This is a genomic window from Bifidobacterium sp. (assembly GCF_022647885.1).
Lineage (GTDB): Bacteria > Actinomycetota > Actinomycetes > Actinomycetales > Bifidobacteriaceae > Bombiscardovia.
This window is the reverse complement of record NZ_JALCLM010000001.1, coordinates 2,320,354-2,342,264: the sequence shown is the minus strand read 5'-3', so window position 1 is coordinate 2,342,264 and position 21,911 is coordinate 2,320,354. Positions and strand designations below refer to the sequence as shown.

Sequence of the window (21,911 nt, the reverse complement as noted above, 5' to 3'; positions counted from 1 at the left end):
TCTGCACATACGCCTGCGTCTCCTGGAAGGCGGGTATGCCCTTGGCCCGCTGCACGGCACCGATCCCCGCGTTATAGGCCGCCAGGGCGAGTTGCAGGGTGTCGCCGGAGAACAGGCCCTTGGCCTTCATGCCGTCGATCTGCGCGGCCAGGCCGCACATGTAGTTGCCCTGGGTCCATATCGCGTCATGCGCGTTGAGGATGTCCGCCTTGCCGTCACCGTCGCCGTCCTTGCCGACGGACGCCCAGGTCGCGGGCATGAACTGGGCGATGCCCCTGGCCCCGGCGGGACTGCCCGCACCGGGATTCCAGTTGCTTTCGGTCTCGATCTGCGCCGCGATCACAGGGGCGGTGACCGTCTGGCAGACACTCCCCGCCTTGCGCACATCGGCCAAATACTGGTCCGGCACGTTGGATACCGAATCGCCGGTCTGCGTCATACCACCGCCCATAAGCAGCGAGACCATCAGCAGAGGCATCAGGATCAGCACCGGGACGGCCAGAACCGACACGATGGCGACGACGGCCGCATGTGCGCCGTGCCCATCACTGGTATCCATGAGATCCTCGATTCTCTGCTTGTCCTAATTCTTGAAGATGAAGGATGCCCCGCCCCCTGGGGAAAGCAGACAGGGCAAAATATGGCCGGCTGTAACGATGCGCCAGCCTTCGTAATGACGGATGGGGAATCCGTCAGTCCTCCGCGTGGGAGGAAGTGCGATGATGTTGCCTTGCGGCTATGGCGTCAAGCTGCCGGTCTCCCAGGGCAGCAGCCCTGCATAGCGAGAGGACCATGAGCAGCATGAATGAGATTCCCACGGCGATAACGATCCACACCATGTTTCGTCTCCTTTCACAGGAAATTGTTGAGGATTGAGGATGGGATGCCTCGCCCGACAGAGCATCAGGCGAGGCAAGCGCCTGATCACCGGGCGTTACGAGGATCCTCATGCTTGCCGGTATCAGCCATGCGGCGGCGGGAGACGATGATTCCCGCGCCTGCGCCGGCGAACAGGATCACGGCCACAACCACCCAGAGCATGTCGGCACCGGTCTTCGCCAGGGACTTGGACGCGGCGGCCTTGACGTAGCCGTTCCAATCGTCCTTCGCGCTGATCGCAGTGTCATAGCACACCTTGTCCGGGTCGGCCGTTGGGTTCTTGCCGTCGAATGGGTCGGTGTCGACGGCCGGGCAGTCGATGATCGGCTGCGCGGTGACCTTCGCACGATCCGTGTGATGGTCGTTGCTCCTGATGCCCTTCAACGTGCCGGTGACGTCCACCGACGCTCCGGGCTTCAACACGAGCGTGTTCCAGTTGGCCGGATACGTGAAGTCCACGACCGTGCCGGAACCTGTGATGGTCGCGTCCTTCAAGTCGATCTTCGAGAGACTGGCCTTGCCGGTGTTGGTGATATGGAACACGATCTCGGTGTCACCCGTCACATTCAAGGCATCGCTTGGCGTATTGCGATCCCCGGCCTTCATGCCGCTCTTCGCATCGTATTTCTCGATGCTGATGGAAGGCGTCTGATCAGGAGTATGGGTGACCACCACGTTCGACGGCCTGTCCTGGCCGTTGAGCGTTTCAACAAACTGGTTCTTCACGTCACCGGTCTTGATACGTTCCATCTGCACGTAGGCACGCCACCCCTGCTCACTGGTGTCGTTGGACGAGGCGATGGCGAGGTATCGAGCCGTGGCGGTCACCGTGAGTACACCGTCCTTATCGGATGCCGTGAACAGGTCTCCACCGAACTTCGTGGAGTCCACGCCACTGCCGGCGATCCGGTCACTCTTCTCGGCCAAAGTCACGGCCTTGCCGTCCTGGTATTCGACCACATCCTTGGTGGCGTACACCGCCCACTGGCCGGTGTACCGGTCGTGCGACTGGTCGTAGCCGTCCGTGATCTTCCAGTCGGTGATCTCCTTGTACGCACGATTCGTATGCAGCGTAGAGCTGTCCAACTGGTAGAGGAACAGGTGGTTCAGGTAGATGCTCTGACCGTCGGCCGAAGCGCCTCCCACGTTGACCGTCACATCCTTGGAGGGGTTGATCTCTTTCAACGGGTTGGACACGGTGTTGGTGAGCTTCTGCTCGTTGTCGGTGACCTGGATCGCAGTGTTCTTCACCGTGTAACCGTCCTTGACGGCCTTCACCGTCATCGGCAGCACGATCTGGTAGGTCTGTCCAAGCACCTTCTGGTCGATGGCGGGAGAGGCGAGCGGATCCAGCTTCTCGGTCGAATACGCCTTCAGGTCCGACGACTGCGGGTCGCCCAGCACGGTCTCGCCCGTGGCGGGAATGGTCGTGTCCACCGTCTTGAAGAAGGCGTACAGCACACCATCCTTCTCCTGGATGTTGAACTTGCCGGTCACGTCACTGCCCTGGGCGTCAAGCACCTGGATCGCCGTCGTGTCGAGCTTCAAATACTCCTGGTCATAATCATCGACCATGCCCAGACGCTGCACCACATACGCGGTGTTGTCCAGCTTCGAGGCATCGAGGTTGACCCGATAGTAGATCCTGTCGCCCAGCACGGCGGTCTTGCCGTCGATGTTGATCTTCGCATCCTTCTGAGTGTCCTGCTTGGAGGGATTGTCGTCGGGAGGCGTGTTCTCCACGATGTTCGACGGAGTGATGCTGTTGTTCAGCGTCAACTTCCACTGGTTGTCCACCTTCGTGTTCGCGGGAGCATCCTTGGAGACCGTGCCCTCGAACCGCACGATGATCCTCGGGTTCGAGCCGGCCTTCCAGTTGGCCTTCACCCAGGCGTCGGAGAACGCGATGCGAACCGTGTGCGCGGTGCCGTCCCAGGTGCCGGTGTACTGGCTCTTGGGGATGATATTGCCCGTGTTCAGGTCGGTGACCTCCAAGGTCTGCTTGTCCACGTTCAGATACTGGTCGTAACTGTCCGTCACACCCACGTTCGTCACCTGATAGGCGAGGTTCGCGGGAAGTTTCGGCGTGGTCTCAAGCTTGTATTCGACCTTCTGGCCGGGGAACACGGTCTTGCCGTCCACGCTGGACTGGTCGCCGCCCTGTGAGGCTTCGGCCAGCACATCCTTCGTGACCGGTGGCACATAGCAGCAGATCTCAGGCTCGTTCGTATCCTCGGTCTGCTTGTTCACCGTTTCGGAACCTGCATTCGTCAAACCCGCGCCAGCGGTACCAGTCGATAGCGAGGAATACGTCACTGGCGATTCATCGCTGGGTGGATTTGTGCAGAACGTCAGCTCGTCGCCGGCGTTCTTGCCGAAGTCGGAGCGCACCTGCTTGGCACCCCCGCCATTGGCGAAATTGATGGTTCCTGGGATCAGCAGGGTAATCTGCTGAGCCTTCGCCAGACCCTTCAACGAAGCAAGGTAATCTGCCTTAGCGGTTGCAGTGGCAGTCGTACCGTTCACGGTGATGGTGAACTGGTCGGTCACGTCCGTGCCCGTGTTGGCGATGTCCGCGACACTGGACTGCTTCTCACTGCTCGCGTCAGCCGCATAAACTCGAATTTTCGAGGCGTCGGCCGCATCGAAGATGTAGTCAGCCTTCGCCCAATCATCCGTCAGAGTCAACTTCGTAGGAGCCTGGATCAGGTTCGCGGCAACCGTGCCGTTGACCACGGAACCGACCGTATCGCCGTCAAGGAAGGTCTCGGTGTCGGCACCGGTCTGGTTGCTTCTGGACGGGTCGATCACGGCCTGCCACTTGCCATCCACGTATTTGATCCAGGACTTGTCGGGGTTGGGACGCCAGGTCGGGAACGACTTGTCATCCGTGTTCACGCTCGGCTCCTGATTCCACTTGACCGAAGCCACATCATCGACCTTGGAGAAGTCAGGCTTGGCAACCGTCACATCGAAGCTGAACGCATAGGTGCGGTCCAACGGCATCTCGCCCCTGGACGCCGTACGCGCGGCGGTCACCGTGTTCGCGCTCTTATCCCAGGTGATCGTGAAATCGCCGGAAACGTCGGCACCACTCGTGGTATCCACCAGCTTGCAGTTGTCGATGGAATAGTTCACGCCATTAGGTGTGATCTTGTCCTGGATGGTCATCTCGTAGCCGCCGCGACCAGTACCGGTCGTGATCGTCGTGCGGTTCACCATCCGGTCGGTGGACGTGCCGTCCTCGATGCTCTTCGAAGGCTTCACGGGAGGCACCGCAGCCACGGGGAACGATTCGGCAGCCTCACGATCCGTGGTATCCACGGCAGCCTGCATCTTCCCCTGCCTGGCAACCTGCACGTCAAACCAGTACGTGCCTTCCTGCCAATGCGACATGCCAAAGTCGGAAGGCGTGAAATCGGGCGAGTTCTTCGAACCATCATTACGGATGGCCATGCTCTTCGTCACGCTTCTCGCGGCCACGTACCCGTTCCTCTGCCCGTCATAGTGCATGATGACCTTCGCCGTAAGGTTCTCGCTCAGCGAGGAACCACCATTAGACGTGGTGATCACGTCATGCACGGCAGCGGTGGAACCCACCTTCATCGAGGCGGCAGACGCCTGCTTGGTGGACACGGAAAGCTTGTATGCAACCGGTGGTTCGTCGCTGGAAAGGACGATGACAATGATTCCTGGTGTCTTCGCGGCCTCGCGTGCCACCAGAGCATTGATGGTGGTCACACCATTGGAGAATGGTGTGGTGGTCTGATAGGCCACGCCTTCATGTGAGTAGCTTTTACCCTGTGTCTCGGCATTCCAGGCAGAAGCCCATTGCGATGTAGTGAAGCCGCCTGTGCTGCCGGTGTACTTTCCGTCAGTGGAAACCGCACCAACGCTCACCAATCTGCAACCGGCATTCGTGTCACCGTTATGCTTGGTAGCATAACGAGACTGGCATTCACTGACCGCACTATTCAACGCTGTATTCGCTGACGCATCCGCAGGATGTGAAGCGTCGTTATAGGAAGTCAATCCCATCGCGGCCAACGCTATATCCACATTCCCTAGTGTGGGAGCACCATAACTGTCTTGGTAAGTGAAACTGATCTGACCGTTACCACCGGAACCTGTGCCGCCGCCACCTGATCCGCCGCCACCGTCAGCATACGCGGCAAGCGGTGAAACCGATGTGGAAAGTGCAGCGACCAAGGCAGCCGCTACGGTCGCTCCCTTCTTCCAATTCCTCATATTCTTCCCTTATCATTAAGGGGCAGCCCCTTATGGGTTGCCCTAACAGGCCCCTGCTATCGCGTTCATCCGGCAAAAGAGAACCGCGGTAGCGGGGACGCACTTGGTGTTCGCCGTGCGTGCGGACACGTCACGGCGTGGACAGGTCATCGTCGGTCGGCAAACCCAACCGTTGCAGTGCCTGGATGCCGGTGATGCCCGTGTTCAACAGTTTGGCCAGGGTGACCGCGAGACCGTCGGGAGTGGCGTTCTCCTCGTCCCTGCGCAGCAAGGCGAGCACGTGCGTGCATTTCCAGGTGTGCGTGTGAGCATGGCCGGATGGGTGGCGGGCCTTGACCGTGAGGTTGAGTTCAAGGCCGCGTCTGAGCCAGTTGCGGAAACTGGCATCCCAGTCGGCACTGACCTGTGCCGAGGAGAGGCAACGGTCACGGAATTTCGCAAACTCCGCATCACAGTCCAGACCAAGGGTGGTGGCGAGAGCGTGGTGCGCACTATCAGGCCGCCAGTCGCCGATTCCGCTCATCGTGGGTCGGCGTCGACGGTGGGGAAGTTTCTCACCCGGGTTATTGGTCGGGTTATATGGTTCGTGCGCACCGTGTTGCATGTCTACGGGGCTGTGATTGCACCCCTGGACAGCGCTTGCTGCATCCCTGTGAACATCCACGGGTGCAGGATCTGCACCCGTAACGGTCGTGTCCTCCGCCCGGTGTCTCGTTGTTCGCAGGTTCAGGTCCCATACCGTGGGGCGATGATTGCCGGGCAGGTACGAGGCGAGCCGCTGGTCGCCGTGCCGTATCGCTCCGGACCGTTCCAGCAGGCGCAGCTTGTACTGCACCGTGCGGCGTGACACCTCGGCGATCCGGGACAGCGTCGTCAGGCTGGGGTAGGCGCCGGTGCCGTCGGGATTGGCGTAATCACCCAAGGCGATCAGGATCACCTTCGCGGTCGCGTCCTTGCCCGTGGGCGCCTCGTTCAACGCCCACAGCATGCTGCGCAGACTCATGAGCGTCGCCTGCGATGGATCCTCGTGGTGCTGCGCACCTCGACGAGCCGTTCGTCCAGATGCTCGATGCTGTCCGTGGACACCCGATACTGGCGTGAGGGCTGGCATACGCGCAGCACACCCTCCCTGCCGAGCTTGAGGATCTGGCGACGATCCATGCCCAGCATGAGCGACGCCTCACTCAGATTCACCCACTTCGGCACGAACCCGCCACCGCTACTCATGATCGGCCCCTTCTCCCGCAACCCCGTGATGCGTGTCCGGCACCGGTGTGGCCGTCTCTTCGTCGGGGCTCACCAGTGTCTCGATGTCGACATGGAAGGCTCGCGCCAGCATCTCCAGCTCATGCACATCGAACGGTGACGTGGAGGGGAAGCGCAGCCGACGGATCAAAGTCACCCGAGGGATCCCCGTCAGCTGCGAGGCACGCAGCACGGAAGCGCCCGACCGGGTGATGACCGCCGCGACATGGTGCGCGACGAGTGTCGCGAAACTTGAACTGTCCATGAAAGACATGGTAATGCCCAAACAGGCAGCATGTCAATATCGGAGGTGCCCATATAGGACTTGATAATGACTGTTCAGTGTTATAGAGTGTCCATATGGACATGAACGAAGCTACAGCGAAGACCATAGCATCCGAACGATCGGCTGCGGGGCTGACGATCAAACGGCTCGCGGAACGCTCGGGCGTCCCCGAACGCACTTTGATCCGCATCCTCAAGAACGAGCGTGACATCAAGGTCACCCAACTCGCCCAACTCGCCGAAGTGTTCGGCGTCTACCCCCACGAACTCATCCAATCCGCCGAAGCGTTCATCGAACGCGACCAGCGCGGACCCGTCACCCTTGGGGAGCCGCAGCCCAGCGAACTGTCCGAAGCGGACAAGACAGCGTACGTGCTCAACAAGATAGGCAACCATGACGTCAGGCTCGCGGCATCGCACGACCCCAACAAATGGGCTGAGGCGGCAGGCGGCGATGGACGATAACAGGCGCATCCTCCCCGATTTCCTGCACCGGACATACACGCAGATCATCAACGACACCGAGCACCTCGACGTGAGCGTCGTCAACACCCTGCTTCCGGGGGATCTCACCGGAATATACGATGAAGCAACGAAGCTCATCCTCATAGACCAGCGGCTCATCAGCGCCCAGCAACGCTGCACCCTGGCACACGAACTCGTGCACTGGGAGCACGCCGATGAAACCTGTTCGGGAACCCTGGGCTCGAAGATCGAGCGGCACACCCGCATGGAAACCGCATCCAAGCTCATACGGCCGTGCGAATACGCCCTCGCCGAGAACGAATACGACGGCGACACCTACGCCATCGCCTGCGAACTGGACGTCACCGTGCAAGTCATCGAAGACTTCCGCAACTACCTCGCAATGGTCCCTGCCATGACAGACCGTCGGCAACAGGCATTTTGCCAAAGCCGAAGATCGACGGGTGGCATCTGACAGCCAGGGGAGGAATCAGCCTTGCTTCTTCGCTTGTTTGCCCGTTTCATGCCGCATCATGGCGGTGGAGAGTTGTGATGACAGCTGTTCGTTCTGCTTTCTGAGTTCCTGTATGCGCTGATCATTATCCTCTATACGGGAGCGCAGCGACTCGACGGTATCATCACCGGGAATGAGCGAGCCTACCTGGCGGGCGAGGTACCTTGACCGCGACTGGACACTGTGCTGATACCGCATCGCGGTCTGCGGATCCGAATGACCGGCCGCATCCATGATCTCACGCACCGTTGCACCCTGCTGGGCCAGCAACGTCAACGCCGTATGACGCAAATCATGGAAACGAAGATCCTTGCGCCCTGCCTGGATTCTGGCCTTGTCATACCAGCCTCTGAGCGTGTTGGGGTGCAACGGGGCTGAACTGTCAGTGACACCGGGGAAAATAAAAGCACCAGCTTCGGGACCGGTAAGGTCGACCAGCGTCTCCATCATTGGTTTCAATTGTGGGGGTATGCTCTCATCGCGTTCACTGTGCTCGGTTTTGGTGCTGCCGATCAGCTCCGGTCCAATGGTCTTGCGGCTCGTACGAATATGAAGCACCATATGGTCCAGATCGATGCTGCTTCTGGTGAGCGCGCAGATCTCGCCGATGCGAGGGCCGTTGCAGAATACGGCGATGTACACCGCCGCGCGATACCGTTCGGGCATGGCCTCGTAGATCATGCGTACCTGTGCGATCGTGGCGGGCACCGTCTCGGTGTTGCGACGCTGTGATGGTGTCATGATGGTGCAGGGATTCCTGGGAATCAGGGGGCTTTCCCCATCAGGTCCGGGACTGCTGGCGGATGCCAACACGCTCTTGAGCACTTTGAGTGCATTGATGCACATGCTGCGCTGCGAGTGATCCAACCCGTCCCACCACCGATCCACATCACGGCTCGTAATCTCGGCCAATCGGCGTTTGCCGAAAAACGGGAGGATATGGTTCGTCGCGTCCTTGCGTATCCTGTAGACCGTGCCTGCCTGGAGTTGGTCGCCCGACCGGGTACGCCGCAGACCCAGCCATTGTTCAAAGTATTGCGCGAAGGTCAACGAGCGACGCTGCTGTTCCCGAAGGATCTCCCTTTCAGGCTGCCATGAATGGGCGTCGATACGAAGCTTGGCGTCCCTGAGCCACACCAGTGCACCGGCCTCGTCTTCGATGTCGAAGCTGGCATACTGACGCTCCCTCAATCCAGGCCACTTATCAAAAGCCCAGAAGGGCGTCAGATAACTCGCCTCTATCCACGCGCTCGTCCGATTGCTCTTGTGCCGAAGCGTACCGAATCTCCGAGTCATAACATCCTCCTGCACCCGTGAACCATGCTGCTTTTACCACATGAATTACCACGCCAAACAGGAAACAGCAAGCGAAAACACGGCATTGCACGTCAAGACAGACCAACCGGGAAACCATGGAAGCACAAGGGGAAAACACTGAAATGGCAACAAAAAAGGCCGGTCACGACGGACCGGCCCTTTGATAACCGTGGAGCTAGGGAGAGTCGAACTCCCGACCTCTTCGATGCGAACGAAGCGCTCTACCAACTGAGCTATAGCCCCGATTGGGTGTTGTCTTGCTCGGCAGGACAACGGATGCCACTTTAGCGCAGAGGGTGCCCATTCGCAATTCGCGTCAGTGGCATATCTCAGTTCTTCTTAGTGTCATCATCTGCAGTAGCGATGGCATTGGTCTCGTCAGCGGTTAGAGTTTCTCCAGATGTCTTCTTATGCCCAAACTTGGCCTTGAGCAGCCCGATTATGGTTGGCAGTAGTGACACAGCCAAGATAAGGATGATAACTACTTCGAAGTGCTTTTGTACCACTGGAATACCGCCGAAGAAGAATCCTAAGAGTGTGAACAAGGTTGACCAAATCACTCCGCCAAGAACACTGAATGGTGTGAATCGTGCCCAACGCATGCCGGAGATACCTGAGATGAAAGGCATAAAGGTACGAATGAATGGGAAGAAACGCCCCAGGAATACAGCTATAGGACCCCATTTCTCAATCATTCTCTCCGTTTTGGCTATACGTTCAGGAGTCATGGCTTTAACTTTGCCAGACTGTATGATACGTCGTCCAAAGAAGTGTCCGATGAAATAATTGCATTGGTCACCGATAACGGGAGCTAGCCAGACTACTGGCAGCAATACAGAGAGTTCTAATCCACTCTTGGGATCATGCGCGAAAACTCCCGCAGCGAAGAGTAACGAATCCCCGGGCAGGAAAGGCATGAACACTACGCCGGTTTCAATGAAAATTATTAGGAAAATAAACGTATACGCAGGTACTAAACCTAATGATATCCATCCGGCAATTGCGCTCCGAGGGTCCTTGAGCAATTCGAGCAGCCAGTTGATAAACCCCATGTGAACATCCCATCATACAAAACATATTCGGTATTGCGCTCCTACAGCACAGCCACAATACCAGTTAATCTATGGTTTCTTCTGTCAAGTGCGCACTAATGTCCGTTGAATAGCAGTTGTGTAGGGATTCCAAAGTATAAACCAACGTATATTGCTCAGAAATGGCGGAATGACGGTACTTGTTCTGCGCTCTATTCGAGCTTCTTGCAATAAATCCCTACACAAACGAAACAAACTTCGACGGTGATGCACTATGTGCATAGTTAAGTCTCTAAATCCAACTAGGAAACCACATAAGCTGAGCCGTTAAATCCAAAGCGCGGTGCGCTTTGGATAGGCTCGGTGAGCGCCTGCAAAGGACGCGAGGGTGCATATGTGGTTTCCTAGCTGGTCTAAATCCAGCTAGGAAACCACATATGCACCAGCCAGAACTCATAAGGTACGGGCATTGCGGTCCATATTGGATAGAAGAAGAGCGACACCACAGCAAGAATCCCCAAAGTGCCCCAAACAACGCCATGGTAGGTGGATGTTTTCACATTCTGCCTTAGCCAATCGGCCATGTAGCAGATGGCTAATACGATCCAAGGCAAAATCACGATCGAGTAGAAGGTGAAAGTGGTGCGATGCAGGTATTGTGCCCACGGAAGCCAGCCGCCGATGAATCCTATGAGAACTGCCCAGATTCGCCAATCGCCTTGTCGGATTATTGCAGCAACGACTATGCCGATGAGTACACAAGCTGATCCGAGCCACCACAACAGGGGATTCCCCAATGAAGTGATAGCGCTAATGCATTTTGAATTTTGGGCAATCGAACACAAGCCAGGATGATTGTTAAGTTCTTCCCAGTAGAAGCTTGTCGGTCTGGTTTGCAAAGGCCATGTGAGGGGGTTTGCCATATAACTGTGGGGTGTTTCCAGTGTGGTGTGGAAGTCCCACATCTGCCTGTGGTATTCAACGAAGGAACGCAAAGATTCAGGTAACCAGGTAATGCCTTCACTAGGGTTTTCTGCTGCCCAGTTGTGCATATAGCTGTCAGAGTGCATAAACCAACTGGTCCAAGAAGCTAAGTATGTCCCAGCCCAGATTGGCAACATCATCAATCCGGTGAATAGGCCATCTTTCCAAATACCGCTCAAGAACCATGAACGATAACCTGCCTGTCGTCGTTCCCAGGCATCCCACATAACCGTGAGCACAGCGAAGGCGGCAAAGAAATATATTCCGGACCACTTGGTTCCAGTGGCGAGACCCAGAAACACCGCTGCTACAACACGCCACCATGAGAAAAATATGACTGGTCCGGTTTCATTGAGAACGAAACGAGTGTGGTGTTTATCTTTTCCCCAACGGTGGGCTACAGGTATGAATCTTGCGCTGCGTTTCTGTGAGTCAACCAGATAAGCTGCTTGTAATTTCTCCACACTTCTATCCCTATGTGCGAGCAAGCATGCAAAGGCACAGAGGACAAAAATCATGATGAAGTTGTCGAGCAGTGATGTGCGACTCATGGTAATTCCTAGGCCATCTATAGATAGCAGGAATCCAGCCATGAGTGCGATGGGAAGGTTATGGAACAGTCGTAACGCGACGCGACACAATACCAAGATGGCCAATGTGCCCACCAGTGCCGTTGAAAAGCGCCAAGCAAAAGCGCTATCGGCGCCCCCGAATAGTTTCAGCCCTATAGCAATCATCCATTTGCCAATAGGAGGGTGCACAACATATTCAGCGCTTGCTAACCATTGATTCGTGTCGCCCTGAGCGAACAACGTGTCGATTGGGATATTTGCTGGGCTGAGCGTTTTAGGCCAATTTCTAGCTTCGCCAGTCATGAGCATGGTCCATGCATCTTTGACGTAGTAGGTTTCGTCAAACACTACAGAGTGTGGTGATCCTAGGCGAACAAAGCGTAAAGCACCGCCGAAAACGGCCATGAGTATAGGAAGTAGCCACCCCATCAGCCGAGGTCCGAGCCATCTCGGGTGCAGCAACAGCTGCAGGTCGCGCGTCAGATTTTTTTGAGAAGTCGTTTTTGCAAAGCCCATCAGCATCAAGATTAGAGGATACTGGAGCTATGCAAACCAAGTCTGCTCAATCCACACAACAATTTGCTGAATTCGATACCATAATCTCTACAGATGTGGTGCAGCAGCAAGTTGCGAAAGACACTAGTTATAGGGGAGTGGAGTTGTCTGAAGAAGAAGCTACGGATGAAGGCAGAGAAATAGTAACTCAACAAGCAATATCGGACAGGCTCGTACCAGAGGGAACTGTGGTGTTGGCGGCAACGCCTATTGGCAATATTCACGATGCTTCGACACGGCTTATTGCTCTTCTGCAAGATGCTGACATTGTTGCAGCTGAAGATACGCGTAGATTATTTGATTTAGCAAATCGCTTAGGGGTGCATGTTAAGGGCAGAGTCATCGCTTACCACGATCACAATGAACGTGCGAAGTCAGACGGGCTTCTAGACCAAGTTGAGCAGGGCGCTTGTGTTGTGGTTGTGTCTGATGCGGGCATGCCAACTATTAATGATCCTGGTCTGGCGATTGTCCGTCGGGCAATCGAGCGGAATATTCCTGTCACCTGCGCCCCCGGTCCTAGTGCTGTGCTCGACGCTCTCGCTCTTTCTGGTTTGCCTACGGATCGCTTCTGTTATGAAGGTTTTCTTCCTCGTAAACATGCGGAGCGAGTGCAATATCTCAGAACTATGCAAGCTGAGCTACGTACCATGGTGTTTTATGAAACTCTTCATCGCATTGATGATTCGATGAAGGATTTGTTGGAGGCGTTTGGTCCTAATCGTCCTATGGCCTTGTGCAGAGAGTTAACCAAAGATTATGAAGAGGTTCGAAGATCTACAATTTCTGGCATAGTCAAATCGATAGCCGAGAATCCTCCCCGCGGCGAGATGGTGCTTGTTGTTGCTGGAGCTTCAGAAGATGAAGCTTTAGCCGCGGCTCCTGCAGCATTACCAGTAGAAGATCTTGCGGTGTTGTCTATCGACCGAGCCCTAGAAAATGGTTTACGCATCAAAGAGGCAATTGCACAAGTTGTCGCGGAGCATCCTTTGCCTGATGGTTCACTGCCAAATCGTAAAGATGTATACACTGCTGTGCTAGCACTTAAGAATTAAGCGTTACTCAAGAATAATCTTCACTTAATTCAATGCACGTATGTGAAATCTCCTCGCTAAGCAGGGTGCCCCAGCAAGGTGTTGGTGTTCGTTCGTTTCGATGTATCGAATTCTAGGGACTCGAGCAATATACCAAGGCCATATGCAACACCTGGTCCACCTTGTTGAGCAATGAATTCAAGTATCTCGGGTGTTGCAGTTGGGTTGGCAACAATCCAATACCTGAGATTGGGGTATTCTCGTGCGAATTCCCATAAGACATTAAGTGGAGTGGATGGGTCACATGCAACTGCCGGACTGGGTTGAGGCGGAGGCTCAGGAGGGGATAGATGGCTTTGCATCCCAGCGGTGATATTCTGCGCATACGTAATTTCCTCCTGTTGAAGCTTGTCTAAGCGCTGGCGATGCTGTTGATGTTGGCTTCGTTTGCGCTTGGCGTCATGTGGAGAATGGTGTTTAGACATGATTGCCCAATGTGTCGAAATCGAGTTTCATCTCGGTAAACATCTTCACTCCTTTAGCATGACCAGGCCAACGTGAGTTACTTGACAGCAGAGCAAGACAAGCCGAAGGAGTGAGATGTTGTCGATGGAGTAGGTCAGATATAACAAGCAGTAGTTCTTGACTATCACCTGAATCATTGTCACAAGCCAAATCGCAAGCAGTTCGAATCGGTGATGTGACTAGGAGTTTGCCCATCCGTCTGAGATGATCCGGAGGAATATTTCGGTTATACACTCGGATGAGATGACCGTGTACAGGAGCTCGGTAGTGCGAGCGAGAAATGATATCAATAGTTTTAGGAAATGAGCCACCCGACCAGATCCATGTGGCTAACAGTGTGCACGCGGCCGCTCCGGTGGGTACTACACAGGCAGCAATGGATGCTCGTCCATATAGAGTTTCGGCGTCCGAATTGAGAAAAGCTGTTGTTCCTTCTAACGGGATTAATATCCCAAGGTCACATAAGCGTTTCATACTCATAGGTCCAGGAAGGTCGTGAGCGAAGATCAGTGCTGACTTTTTGGACAGTCCGTGGTCCACTGTTGGCTTACTGGTGGTTCTCATGCTGAGGTGTTGTTGTGTTTCTGTCATGATGGGAAGATATGCCCAAATGGATTATTATTCGAGGACCTGAAGCAGATATGTGGAAATGTGGATAGACTGTCTGTATTTCGTTCATAAATGTGAATAATTGGCGTTCAAATGAGTGTAATTAGTATCAATAATCCCGATTAGTTCGGTTTAACGCTTGCTGTCCTCGCCGCCGCCAATAATCAAGGATTATGAGTCATATCCTTGTATCTGTCGCTTGGCCGTATGCCAATGGACCACGTCATATCGGGCACGTCGCAGGTTTCGGCGTTCCATCCGATGTCTATGCCCGCTATGAGCGCATGAAGGGCAACGATGTCCTGATGGTCTCAGGAACAGACGAGCATGGTACCCCAATCCTTGTTCAAGCAGAAGCAGAGGGTGTAAGTCCTCAGCAGCTTGCCGACCGCTATAACAGGGTAATTGCTAAGGATTTGTGCGATCTTGGACTGAGCTATGATTTGTTCACTCGCACTACCACTGCCAATCATGAGCATGTGGTGCAAGAGATGTTCAAACAGTGCCTGAATAATGGATATATATACAAAGACAAGCAGCAAGTAGCCATCTCACCATCTACAGGCAGGACTTTGCCAGACCGATATATCGAGGGTACCTGTCCTATTTGTGGCGCTTCAGGTGCTCGCGGTGACCAATGTGATAACTGCGGTAATGAACTAGATCCTGATGAATTGATTAATCCGGTATCGAAGATCAACGGTGAAACTCCGATTTTTGAGGAAACTGAGCATTTCTTCTTGGACCTTCCGGCTCTTGCTGAAGCTAATCTCACTTGGCTGAAAAGCCGTGAAGGTTGGCGTACCAATGTCATTAACTTTTCCATTGGGCTATTTAAGGAAGTCAAGCCTCGCGCTATCACTCGTGATATTGATTGGGGTATTCCTGTTCCTGTTGATGGCTGGATTGATAATCCTAATAAGAAACTGTACGTGTGGTTTGACGCTGTAATCGGGTATTTGTCTGCTTCTATCGAGTGGGCACGCCGTCAGGCAGACCCCGAAGCTTGGCGTAAATGGTGGAACGATCCGCAAGCACTCGGATATTATTTTATGGGCAAAGATAACATCACTTTCCACTCTCAGATATGGCCTTCCGAACTATTGGCTTATGACGGTGAAGGCTCAAAAGGTGGAGAAGCTGGCGATTTTGGTAAGTTGAATCTTCCTGAAGAAGTTGTCGCGAGTGAATTCCTATCGATGGAGGGAAAGAAATTCAGCTCGTCGCGTGGCATTGTGATTTATGTGAAAGATATCCTCGCAAGATATCAGGTTGATGCGGTGCGATACTACATTTCTATTGCAGGTCCAGAAAACTCTGATGCAGATTTCACTTGGGCAGAATTTGTGCGACACAATAATGAAGAGTTGGCAGCAAGCTGGGGTAACTTGGTCAATCGCGTAGCGAACCTGCTACACAAAGATTTTGGTTGCATCCCTACAGTCGATACTTCAACGCTCCAAGACGAAGATACCGCATTGCTTGAGCTCACAGCGCACGCTTTTGACAAGGTTGGTGACTTGATAGAGCATCATCGCCAAAAGGCGGCTCTGGGCGAGGCGATGGCTACTGTTGGAGCTATCAACCGATATATATCAGCAATGGAACCGTGGAAGATCAAAGACGATGAGCAACGTTTAGCTGCTGTGCTGCATACAGCTGCTCAGGCTGTCGTGGATGCGAATATTTTGCTAGCACCCTTCTTGCCGCACTCAGCTCAACGTGTGCACGAGACCATGGGAGGTACAGGAGTATTCTCCCCGCTGCCGCATATTGAAGAAGTTGAAGATCTCGACAAACCAGGATTCCGCTACCCAATTATCACAGGGCAGTATCGTCTCGGTGAAAATGTTCATCCGTGGAAGCGCGAAGCCATCGTAGATGGCACGCCTATCGCCAAACCAACGCCGATTTTTGCAAAGATTCCTAAAGAGGCTGTGCAAGAGGAATTGGACCGCTTCCAAGCTGAACTTGATGCTCGTCGCACGAAAGAAGCTGAGAGGCTTGCAAGTGAAAAAGCTAAATTGGAGAATTCCAAAGGCACCGGTAACAAGGACAATTGATATAGCAGTATGAATCATTCAGTGAGGCACGCAAGACTGCATAGAATTCACGTTCTGGCAACAGCACAGTGCACTGGAGACTCTACTTACCAGAGTCTCCACGGTGGTGAATGAGTGATCAGAACATGATGGCGGCGATGCGCACACTGTGGTTACAAGATTCACAGGCTTTTTTGAGAATACCGCATCATATTTCTAAGAAAGCGCTGTTTATATAAGAGATGTCAGCAGCTAACAGGTTGGCGAGGTTCATCCCAGAACCCCATAATTGAACCCTTCTTCTCTCTTCTCTCAAGCCCGGTGGCTCCCTCCACCGGGCTTATCCTTTTTCTGAGCTGATACTCCTGATAAGTCTGTATATCTAATTACTGCGCGAGAAGCGAACAGCTACCAAAAAATCTCTTACATCATGCACAGCGAATCGTTGTGCTCAGTGGTGACAGATGGTCAGACACGCCGAAAATCACAGCGGTTGAAAAGCTTGATGACTCGCATAGAATATTGCGAGCTTATGTATTCAACGGGGAATTTTGGGGATATCAACACCAAGTAATTCGCGTAATACGAGCGGGGAATCCCGGAGAGAACCGGGTAACGGAGAGCAACAAGGAACGCGAGGGGTTATCCCTGATGTACGTCGATCCCAATAATAATCAACAAGCCAGCAATATGCGTTGGATATTGCCATATTGCAAACCCGATCTGCCCAGAATCATCGCAGCGGCGATGCTGTTCATCATAGATAAGGTCCTCGTGATGATTATGCCTCTGTTAGCTGGCATGATTGTCGATCAGGTCATCATGCAAGGTCACCATGACCGCCTACCTCGGTTGTGCTTTACCATGATTGCAGTAACTGTTGTGCGCACCGCAGTGCGTTACGGTTACCAAATGTTCATGGAACGTTTTGGGCAAAATTCTATTTATCGTTTAGTTTCTGACGAATACGAGAAATTGCACAGCCTAGATTTTACGTATTTTAACCACACTAGAATCGGCGACATCATGAGCCGAATGACCTCAGACACTGACGCGATTCGTCATTTTCTGTCATGGGTTACCTACAACGTTGCCGACTGCGTGATTTTGTTTGTGGGATCGTTGTGCGTGATGGTCACTATCGATTGGCGACTAGCTCTGGCTCTAGCTTGCGTAACGCCATTCCTATTCTTCTTTACTCGTGCACTAGCAAGTCATGCACATCCTCTGTTTTTCGATATCCGCAATTCTTTGGCTCGTCTGAACTCCATGGTCGAAGAAAATATCGAAGGCAACCGTGTAGTTAAGGCTTTTGTACGCGAACCTTTTGAAACCCAAAAGTTCGACGAGCATAACGACGACTACATGCAACGCAATATGAAGCTTGCCTATAACAGTCGACGATATATGCCTTGGCTTGATGGTTCATCCTTTATGTTGCAGCTGATTATCCTAGTTTTTGGAGGTTGGCTCGTCATCGAGAATATGATGACCCTAGGCGATTTGGTGGCTTTTGACAGCTTCCTGTGGATGATTGACGGACCAGTACGCCAATCGGGTTGGCTGATTAACGACATTCAGCGTTTCAACGCCTCTTGCATCAAAATAAGGCGTTTACTCACATCGCGCTCGAGAATTGTTGAGCGCCCTGATGCAGAGTCCTCCGTTGAACACGCTAATGCCTTGATGGCGAAGATTAGTCACACTGAGAACACAGCACCCGAACGTATCGGAGGCGAGATTCGCTTCGATCATGTCAGCTTTGCCTTCCCTGATGATCCAGAAACTCCAATCCTTAAGGATCTTGATTTCTTTGTGCCGGCAGGTTCAAAACTTGGCATTCTGGGAGAGACTGGCTCCGGGAAGTCCACTTTGGTAAGCATGATTTCACGTTTTTATGACCCAACTGTTGGACATGTTCTTATCGACGGCATTGATGCACGCGACTGGCCTCTGTCCACGCTGCGCTCTCAAGTTAGCATCGTCGCGCAAGATACTTTCCTCTTCTCAGATACCATAGGTGGCAATATTGCTTTTGGAGCTACAGCAAGTGATGAGGATTATGTCAGTCGCGTTGCTGCGATAGCGGGGGCCGACGGGTTCATTCAAGGAATGCCTGAAGGGTATAACACTGTAGTCGGTGAGCGTGGAGTGGGTCTGTCTGGTGGCCAGAAACAGCGTTTGAGTTTGGCTAGGGCTTTAGCTGATGACCCATCAATTCTGGTGATGGACGACACCACGTCGGCAGTTGACATGGAAACTGAAGCAGAGATTCAGCGGCACTTAAGTGAATTGGAAACCCAAAAAACCATTATCACTATTGCACACAGAATTTCTTCGGTTAAAGATGCTGATTTAATTCTGGTGTTGGAACACGGCGCAATCGTTGAGCAGGGTACTCATCAGGAATTAGTAGAGGCGCACGGACGATATTGGGAGATATACCGCAAGCAACTTGGCCTGCAATCTGGTCAATCAGCAGGTTTTTAAGGAGTAAGGGCATACAGATGGCACGACGTAATAGTGCGAAGCGGCATGAGACGGCGGCAAAGGATGCTACGCGTAACAATCATCAGCGCAACACCTTCCGCGAAGATGAAGAGCTCGAGGAACAGATTAATTTCCGCGATATTATGCGGGTAGGGGTATATCTCAAACCATATATCGGTCAGGTTATGAAAATTCTGGCGGTGGTGGTGTTGATGAGCAGCATCCTCGTTGCTGTCCCATATCTCATCAAAATCATCATTGACTCCGTGATTCCTAATAAAGACATCACACAATTGCTAATTCTGGGCGCTGTGTTCTTTGCAGCAATTGTGTTGTACGAGCTGTGCCTGAGATATCGCACAGTTTCAATCACTCGTGTTGGGCAATTGATGTTGAAGGATATGCGCAGAGAGTTGTTCTCACATATCCAAACATTGCCCTTCTCATACTTCGATTCACGACCCCATGGCAAGATTTTGATTCGCGTAGTGAACTATGTCAACACTCTTTCTGACACCTTGAGCTCAGGACTGATCAATGTAATTTCTGATGTGTTCACCTTCATCATCACACTGGTGGTGATGGCGGCTATCGATTGGAAACTCACACTTTGGTCACTGATTCTGTTCCCTGTGCTCATTATCTGGGTTAGAGTGCTCCAATATTTCCAGCGCAAGGCCTATCAGAAACTTTCCAATAAGCAAAGCAATCTCAATGCATACATTCATGAGTCAATCGCAGGTGTCAAAACTACGCAGACCTTTGCTCGTGAGCGTACACAATATGAGACCTTCCAGGAGCAGCAAGGTGAGGTGCGTAAGTCGTGGATGACGGCTGCTCATATTCAGTTTCTTATGTGGCCAGGGGTGCAAAATATCTCCACAATGACGATTGCTTTCATCTACTATGTCGGCATCATGGGGTTTGGGGGAGTTAACGTCAGTACCGGTGTGCTGGTTGCATTTATTGGATATGCTAACAACTTCTGGAACCCTGTTATTAATATCGGTAATTTCTACAATCAGCTCATCACCTGCTCGGCTTACCTGGAACGTATCTTTGAAACACTTGACGTGGTTCCCGAGATTCAGGACAAACCTGATGCTGCAACCTTGCCTCAGATTAGGGGCAAGGTGGACTTCAACGATGTGGTATTCCGCTATGAAGATGGAGGGCGCAACATTCTCAATTTGGTGGACTTCCATGTTGAACCAGGACGCACAGTTGCACTAGTGGGGCCGACAGGTGCAGGCAAGACCACCATCATCAATCTGCTATCGCGTTTCTATGATGTTTCTGAAGGCTCAGTGACTATTGATGGGTATGACGTTCGTGATGTCACCTTGCAATCATTGCGTCAGCAAATGGGTGTGATGCTCCAAGATACCTTCATCTTCTCTGGCGATATTCGAGAAAATATCCGCTACGGTAAGCTCGACGCAACGGACGAGGAAATCCAAGCAGCTGCTAAAGCTGTGCATGCTCACGAATTCATTATGGAGATGCCTAATGGCTATGACACTGTAGTAGAGGAACGTGGAGCCACACTTTCAGCAGGGCAACGTCAGCTCATCGCCTTTGCCAGGGTGCTACTGGCTGATCCTCGTATTCTGATCCTTGACGAAGCAACCAGCAATATTGATACGCGTACAGAGGAGGCTCTGCAGGCAGGCCTAGACCACCTACTCAAAGGACGCACCTCCTTCATCATCGCTCATCGTCTTTCGACAATTGAGAATGCTGACGAAATCTGTTACATCGATCACGGACAGATTGTGGAGCATGGTTCTCATGAGGAGCTGCTTGCGTTGCGTCAAGCCTACTTCAGGCTTTATGAATCCCAATATTCCATGATTCGTGTGGCAAATGGTGGTGAAGAGCTCTTACAAGACCACTGAGATTGATTTGTATGCCGCGGCCATAACTGAGTACAACTCTGGTTATGGCCGCGGCATAATCCAAGTGGTGTAGTGTGCAGGAACTATGAGTAAGCATCATCGTAAACGTAGTTGGGCTCCTGAACCGCAAGCTCTACCGGACGATATTGAGGTGGTTGACAACCACACACACCTTGCCTCGGTGGTTCCTTTTGCTGCATCTATGTCTCAAGAGGCACAGGAGAAAGGGCAGGATGCGGTTCCTGTATATTCGATAGACCAGATGTTGGATGAGGCTGCACGGGTAGGCGTCCGCAAAATTATCGACGTTGGATGTGAGCTGCCTCATCTTCAAACGGCCGTGGATATGGCGCTCTCTCATCCAGGGCAAGTCTGGGCAGCTCTGGCGATTCACCCCAACGAAGCTGTACTACACGGGCATCATGGCTCAGCTGGGCCAGATGGCTTGCCTGTGCGATATGAGAGTTGGCATGATGTTGATATGAAAGAGGCGCTCGCACAAGTGCACCATCTTGCGGTAACCCACCCCGAGCAGGTAGTCGCTATTGGAGAGACTGGCATGGATCTGTTTCGCACCGGTGCAGATGCCATGGAACTGCAACGACAAGCCTTTCGCGAACATATAGCACTTGCTAAAGAACTTGACCTGCCAATGCAAATTCATGATCGTGATGCTCACAGGGAAGTTATTGAAACGCTCATTCGTGACGGATCGCCGCGCAAAACGGTGTTTCATTCATACTCAGGCGATGCTCAAATGGCACAAATCGCCAAGGAACAAGGGTGGTATCTAAGTTTTTCTGGAACCGTCTCATATAAGGGCAATGAGGGTATACGAGAATCCTTGGCTATCGTGGGCTTAGATCATGCAATGGTTGAAACTGATGCTCCATATTTGACACCCATGCCATACCGTGGACGTACTAACGCCCCATATATGATCCCTTACACTCTTTCCGCTATGGCCGATGCGCTCGATGTATCGATTAATGAAGTTGCTCGAGCAAGCAGACAAACAACTCGTGAAGTCTATGGTTTCTAGATAGATTATTGCTCTTTCGCTGCTAGCTATAGAACTGTCTCACTATAGTTCGTGTGAAATTATCTGATGTAACAGATTGTGGCTTAGCCTGAGGAAAAATGTTCAAACCCTTGTTACCACAGTGTTTTTAGGTAACTGTAAAACTTTCGGGTAGATAGTGGGCACGACTGGTGCTA

At 52.8% G+C, this 21,911-nt stretch carries 18 protein-coding genes and 1 tRNA gene; 7 read left to right on the top strand and 12 right to left on the bottom strand.

The features are described 5' to 3' along the window. The 6 genes from LKI20_RS09820 to LKI20_RS09795 all read right to left on the bottom strand — a co-directional run. A partial coding sequence (locus tag LKI20_RS09820; protein ID WP_291773265.1) for a lytic transglycosylase domain-containing protein occupies nucleotides 1-559 on the bottom strand: 559 nt, incomplete at its 3' end. Between the two features lie 133 nt (nucleotides 560-692). Then, complete coding sequence (locus LKI20_RS09815; protein WP_156958303.1) at nucleotides 693-839, bottom strand: hypothetical protein; 147 nt, start codon at nucleotides 837-839, stop codon at nucleotides 693-695. Between the two features lie 85 nt (nucleotides 840-924). Further along, a complete protein-coding gene (locus LKI20_RS09810; RefSeq protein WP_291773261.1) occupies nucleotides 925-5,127 on the bottom strand; it encodes an LPXTG cell wall anchor domain-containing protein in 4,203 nt (1,400 codons plus the stop codon). A 130-nt stretch (nucleotides 5,128-5,257) separates the two neighbouring features. Then, entirely contained in the window at nucleotides 5,258-6,130 is an 873-nt protein-coding gene (locus LKI20_RS09805) for a helix-turn-helix domain-containing protein (protein WP_273202519.1), read from the bottom strand. Next, nucleotides 6,127-6,354 (bottom strand): hypothetical protein, encoded by a 228-nt coding sequence (locus LKI20_RS09800; protein WP_034253369.1) that lies wholly within the window; start codon nucleotides 6,352-6,354, stop codon nucleotides 6,127-6,129. The genes LKI20_RS09805 and LKI20_RS09800 overlap by 4 nt, the downstream gene beginning before the upstream one ends. Beyond that, on the bottom strand, nucleotides 6,347-6,658 hold the full coding sequence (locus tag LKI20_RS09795) for a hypothetical protein (RefSeq protein WP_291773256.1): 312 nt from the start codon (nucleotides 6,656-6,658) through the stop codon (nucleotides 6,347-6,349). The genes LKI20_RS09800 and LKI20_RS09795 overlap by 8 nt, the downstream gene beginning before the upstream one ends. Nucleotides 6,659-6,732: 74 nt before the next feature. Between LKI20_RS09795 and LKI20_RS09790 the strand changes: the two genes are divergently transcribed. Together LKI20_RS09790 and LKI20_RS09785 are read left to right on the top strand one after the other, a co-directional pair. Next, nucleotides 6,733-7,122 (top strand): helix-turn-helix transcriptional regulator, encoded by a 390-nt coding sequence (locus LKI20_RS09790; RefSeq protein ID WP_034253364.1) that lies wholly within the window; start codon nucleotides 6,733-6,735, stop codon nucleotides 7,120-7,122. Next, on the top strand, nucleotides 7,112-7,597 hold the full coding sequence (locus LKI20_RS09785; protein WP_051867423.1) for an ImmA/IrrE family metallo-endopeptidase: 486 nt from the start codon (nucleotides 7,112-7,114) through the stop codon (nucleotides 7,595-7,597). The genes LKI20_RS09790 and LKI20_RS09785 overlap by 11 nt, the downstream gene beginning before the upstream one ends. A gap of 15 nt (nucleotides 7,598-7,612) precedes the next feature. Here LKI20_RS09785 and LKI20_RS09780 read toward each other — a convergent pair whose 3' ends face one another. The 4 genes from LKI20_RS09780 to LKI20_RS09765 form a co-directional block, all read right to left on the bottom strand. Then, nucleotides 7,613-8,932 carry a tyrosine-type recombinase/integrase gene (locus tag LKI20_RS09780; protein ID WP_034253361.1) on the bottom strand — a complete coding sequence of 440 codons (1,320 nt, stop codon included), beginning with the start codon at nucleotides 8,930-8,932 and terminating at the stop codon, nucleotides 7,613-7,615. A 191-nt stretch (nucleotides 8,933-9,123) separates the two neighbouring features. Beyond that, nucleotides 9,124-9,196: transfer RNA gene (locus LKI20_RS09775), tRNA-Ala, on the bottom strand. A gap of 86 nt (nucleotides 9,197-9,282) precedes the next feature. Beyond that, complete coding sequence (locus tag LKI20_RS09770; RefSeq protein ID WP_291773248.1) at nucleotides 9,283-10,005, bottom strand: DedA family protein; 723 nt, start codon at nucleotides 10,003-10,005, stop codon at nucleotides 9,283-9,285. 392 nt (nucleotides 10,006-10,397) lie between these two features. Beyond that, nucleotides 10,398-11,969: a dolichyl-phosphate-mannose--protein mannosyltransferase gene (locus LKI20_RS09765; RefSeq protein WP_291773246.1), complete on the bottom strand. Its 1,572-nt coding sequence runs from the start codon at nucleotides 11,967-11,969 to the stop codon at nucleotides 10,398-10,400. 116 nt (nucleotides 11,970-12,085) lie between these two features. Between LKI20_RS09765 and rsmI the strand changes: the two genes are divergently transcribed. Next, nucleotides 12,086-13,150, top strand: a complete 1,065-nt coding sequence (gene rsmI / locus LKI20_RS09760) for a 16S rRNA (cytidine(1402)-2'-O)-methyltransferase (protein WP_291773244.1) — start codon at nucleotides 12,086-12,088, stop codon at nucleotides 13,148-13,150. Between the two features lie 56 nt (nucleotides 13,151-13,206). Here the strand turns inward: rsmI and LKI20_RS09755 are convergent, their stop codons facing one another. Together LKI20_RS09755 and LKI20_RS09750 are read right to left on the bottom strand one after the other, a co-directional pair. Further along, entirely contained in the window at nucleotides 13,207-13,614 is a 408-nt protein-coding gene (locus LKI20_RS09755; RefSeq protein WP_291773242.1) for a hypothetical protein, read from the bottom strand. Further along, entirely contained in the window at nucleotides 13,607-14,245 is a 639-nt protein-coding gene (locus LKI20_RS09750) for a hypothetical protein (protein ID WP_291773241.1), read from the bottom strand. The genes LKI20_RS09755 and LKI20_RS09750 overlap by 8 nt, the downstream gene beginning before the upstream one ends. A gap of 191 nt (nucleotides 14,246-14,436) precedes the next feature. Here LKI20_RS09750 and metG point away from each other — a divergent pair, with 191 nt between their 5' ends. From metG to LKI20_RS09730, 4 genes are all read left to right on the top strand, one after another. Then, nucleotides 14,437-16,326: a methionine--tRNA ligase gene (gene metG / locus LKI20_RS09745; RefSeq protein ID WP_291773239.1), complete on the top strand. Its 1,890-nt coding sequence runs from the start codon at nucleotides 14,437-14,439 to the stop codon at nucleotides 16,324-16,326. A 630-nt stretch (nucleotides 16,327-16,956) separates the two neighbouring features. Then, on the top strand, nucleotides 16,957-18,795 hold the full coding sequence (locus tag LKI20_RS09740) for an ABC transporter ATP-binding protein (RefSeq protein ID WP_291773544.1): 1,839 nt from the start codon (nucleotides 16,957-16,959) through the stop codon (nucleotides 18,793-18,795). A gap of 17 nt (nucleotides 18,796-18,812) precedes the next feature. Continuing rightward, nucleotides 18,813-20,693 (top strand): ABC transporter ATP-binding protein, encoded by a 1,881-nt coding sequence (locus LKI20_RS09735; protein WP_291773237.1) that lies wholly within the window; start codon nucleotides 18,813-18,815, stop codon nucleotides 20,691-20,693. A gap of 85 nt (nucleotides 20,694-20,778) precedes the next feature. Beyond that, on the top strand, nucleotides 20,779-21,735 hold the full coding sequence (locus tag LKI20_RS09730; RefSeq protein ID WP_291773235.1) for a TatD family hydrolase: 957 nt from the start codon (nucleotides 20,779-20,781) through the stop codon (nucleotides 21,733-21,735). Nucleotides 21,736-21,911: the final 176 nt, after the last annotated feature.

What these genes read in the sequence shown, in the direction of transcription:
- LKI20_RS09740 (WP_291773544.1), top strand. Translation starts at nt 16,957, where the DNA reads ATGTACGTCGATCCCAATAATAATCAACAAGCCAGCAATATGCGTTGG.
- LKI20_RS09810 (WP_291773261.1), bottom strand. Translation starts at nt 5,127, where the DNA reads ATGAGGAATTGGAAGAAGGGAGCGACCGTAGCGGCTGCCTTGGTCGCT.
- LKI20_RS09780 (WP_034253361.1), bottom strand. Translation starts at nt 8,932, where the DNA reads ATGACTCGGAGATTCGGTACGCTTCGGCACAAGAGCAATCGGACGAGC.
- LKI20_RS09770 (WP_291773248.1), bottom strand. Translation starts at nt 10,005, where the DNA reads ATGGGGTTTATCAACTGGCTGCTCGAATTGCTCAAGGACCCTCGGAGC.
- LKI20_RS09750 (WP_291773241.1), bottom strand. Translation starts at nt 14,245, where the DNA reads ATGACAGAAACACAACAACACCTCAGCATGAGAACCACCAGTAAGCCA.
- LKI20_RS09815 (WP_156958303.1), bottom strand. Translation starts at nt 839, where the DNA reads ATGGTGTGGATCGTTATCGCCGTGGGAATCTCATTCATGCTGCTCATG.
- LKI20_RS09765 (WP_291773246.1), bottom strand. Translation starts at nt 11,969, where the DNA reads ATGGGGTGGCTACTTCCTATACTCATGGCCGTTTTCGGCGGTGCTTTA.
- rsmI (WP_291773244.1), top strand. Translation starts at nt 12,086, where the DNA reads ATGCAAACCAAGTCTGCTCAATCCACACAACAATTTGCTGAATTCGAT.
- LKI20_RS09735 (WP_291773237.1), top strand. Translation starts at nt 18,813, where the DNA reads ATGGCACGACGTAATAGTGCGAAGCGGCATGAGACGGCGGCAAAGGAT.
- LKI20_RS09755 (WP_291773242.1), bottom strand. Translation starts at nt 13,614, where the DNA reads ATGTCTAAACACCATTCTCCACATGACGCCAAGCGCAAACGAAGCCAA.
- metG (WP_291773239.1), top strand. Translation starts at nt 14,437, where the DNA reads ATGAGTCATATCCTTGTATCTGTCGCTTGGCCGTATGCCAATGGACCA.
- LKI20_RS09785 (WP_051867423.1), top strand. Translation starts at nt 7,112, where the DNA reads ATGGACGATAACAGGCGCATCCTCCCCGATTTCCTGCACCGGACATAC.
- LKI20_RS09800 (WP_034253369.1), bottom strand. Translation starts at nt 6,354, where the DNA reads ATGAGTAGCGGTGGCGGGTTCGTGCCGAAGTGGGTGAATCTGAGTGAG.
- LKI20_RS09790 (WP_034253364.1), top strand. Translation starts at nt 6,733, where the DNA reads ATGGACATGAACGAAGCTACAGCGAAGACCATAGCATCCGAACGATCG.
- LKI20_RS09730 (WP_291773235.1), top strand. Translation starts at nt 20,779, where the DNA reads ATGAGTAAGCATCATCGTAAACGTAGTTGGGCTCCTGAACCGCAAGCT.
- LKI20_RS09805 (WP_273202519.1), bottom strand. Translation starts at nt 6,130, where the DNA reads ATGAGTCTGCGCAGCATGCTGTGGGCGTTGAACGAGGCGCCCACGGGC.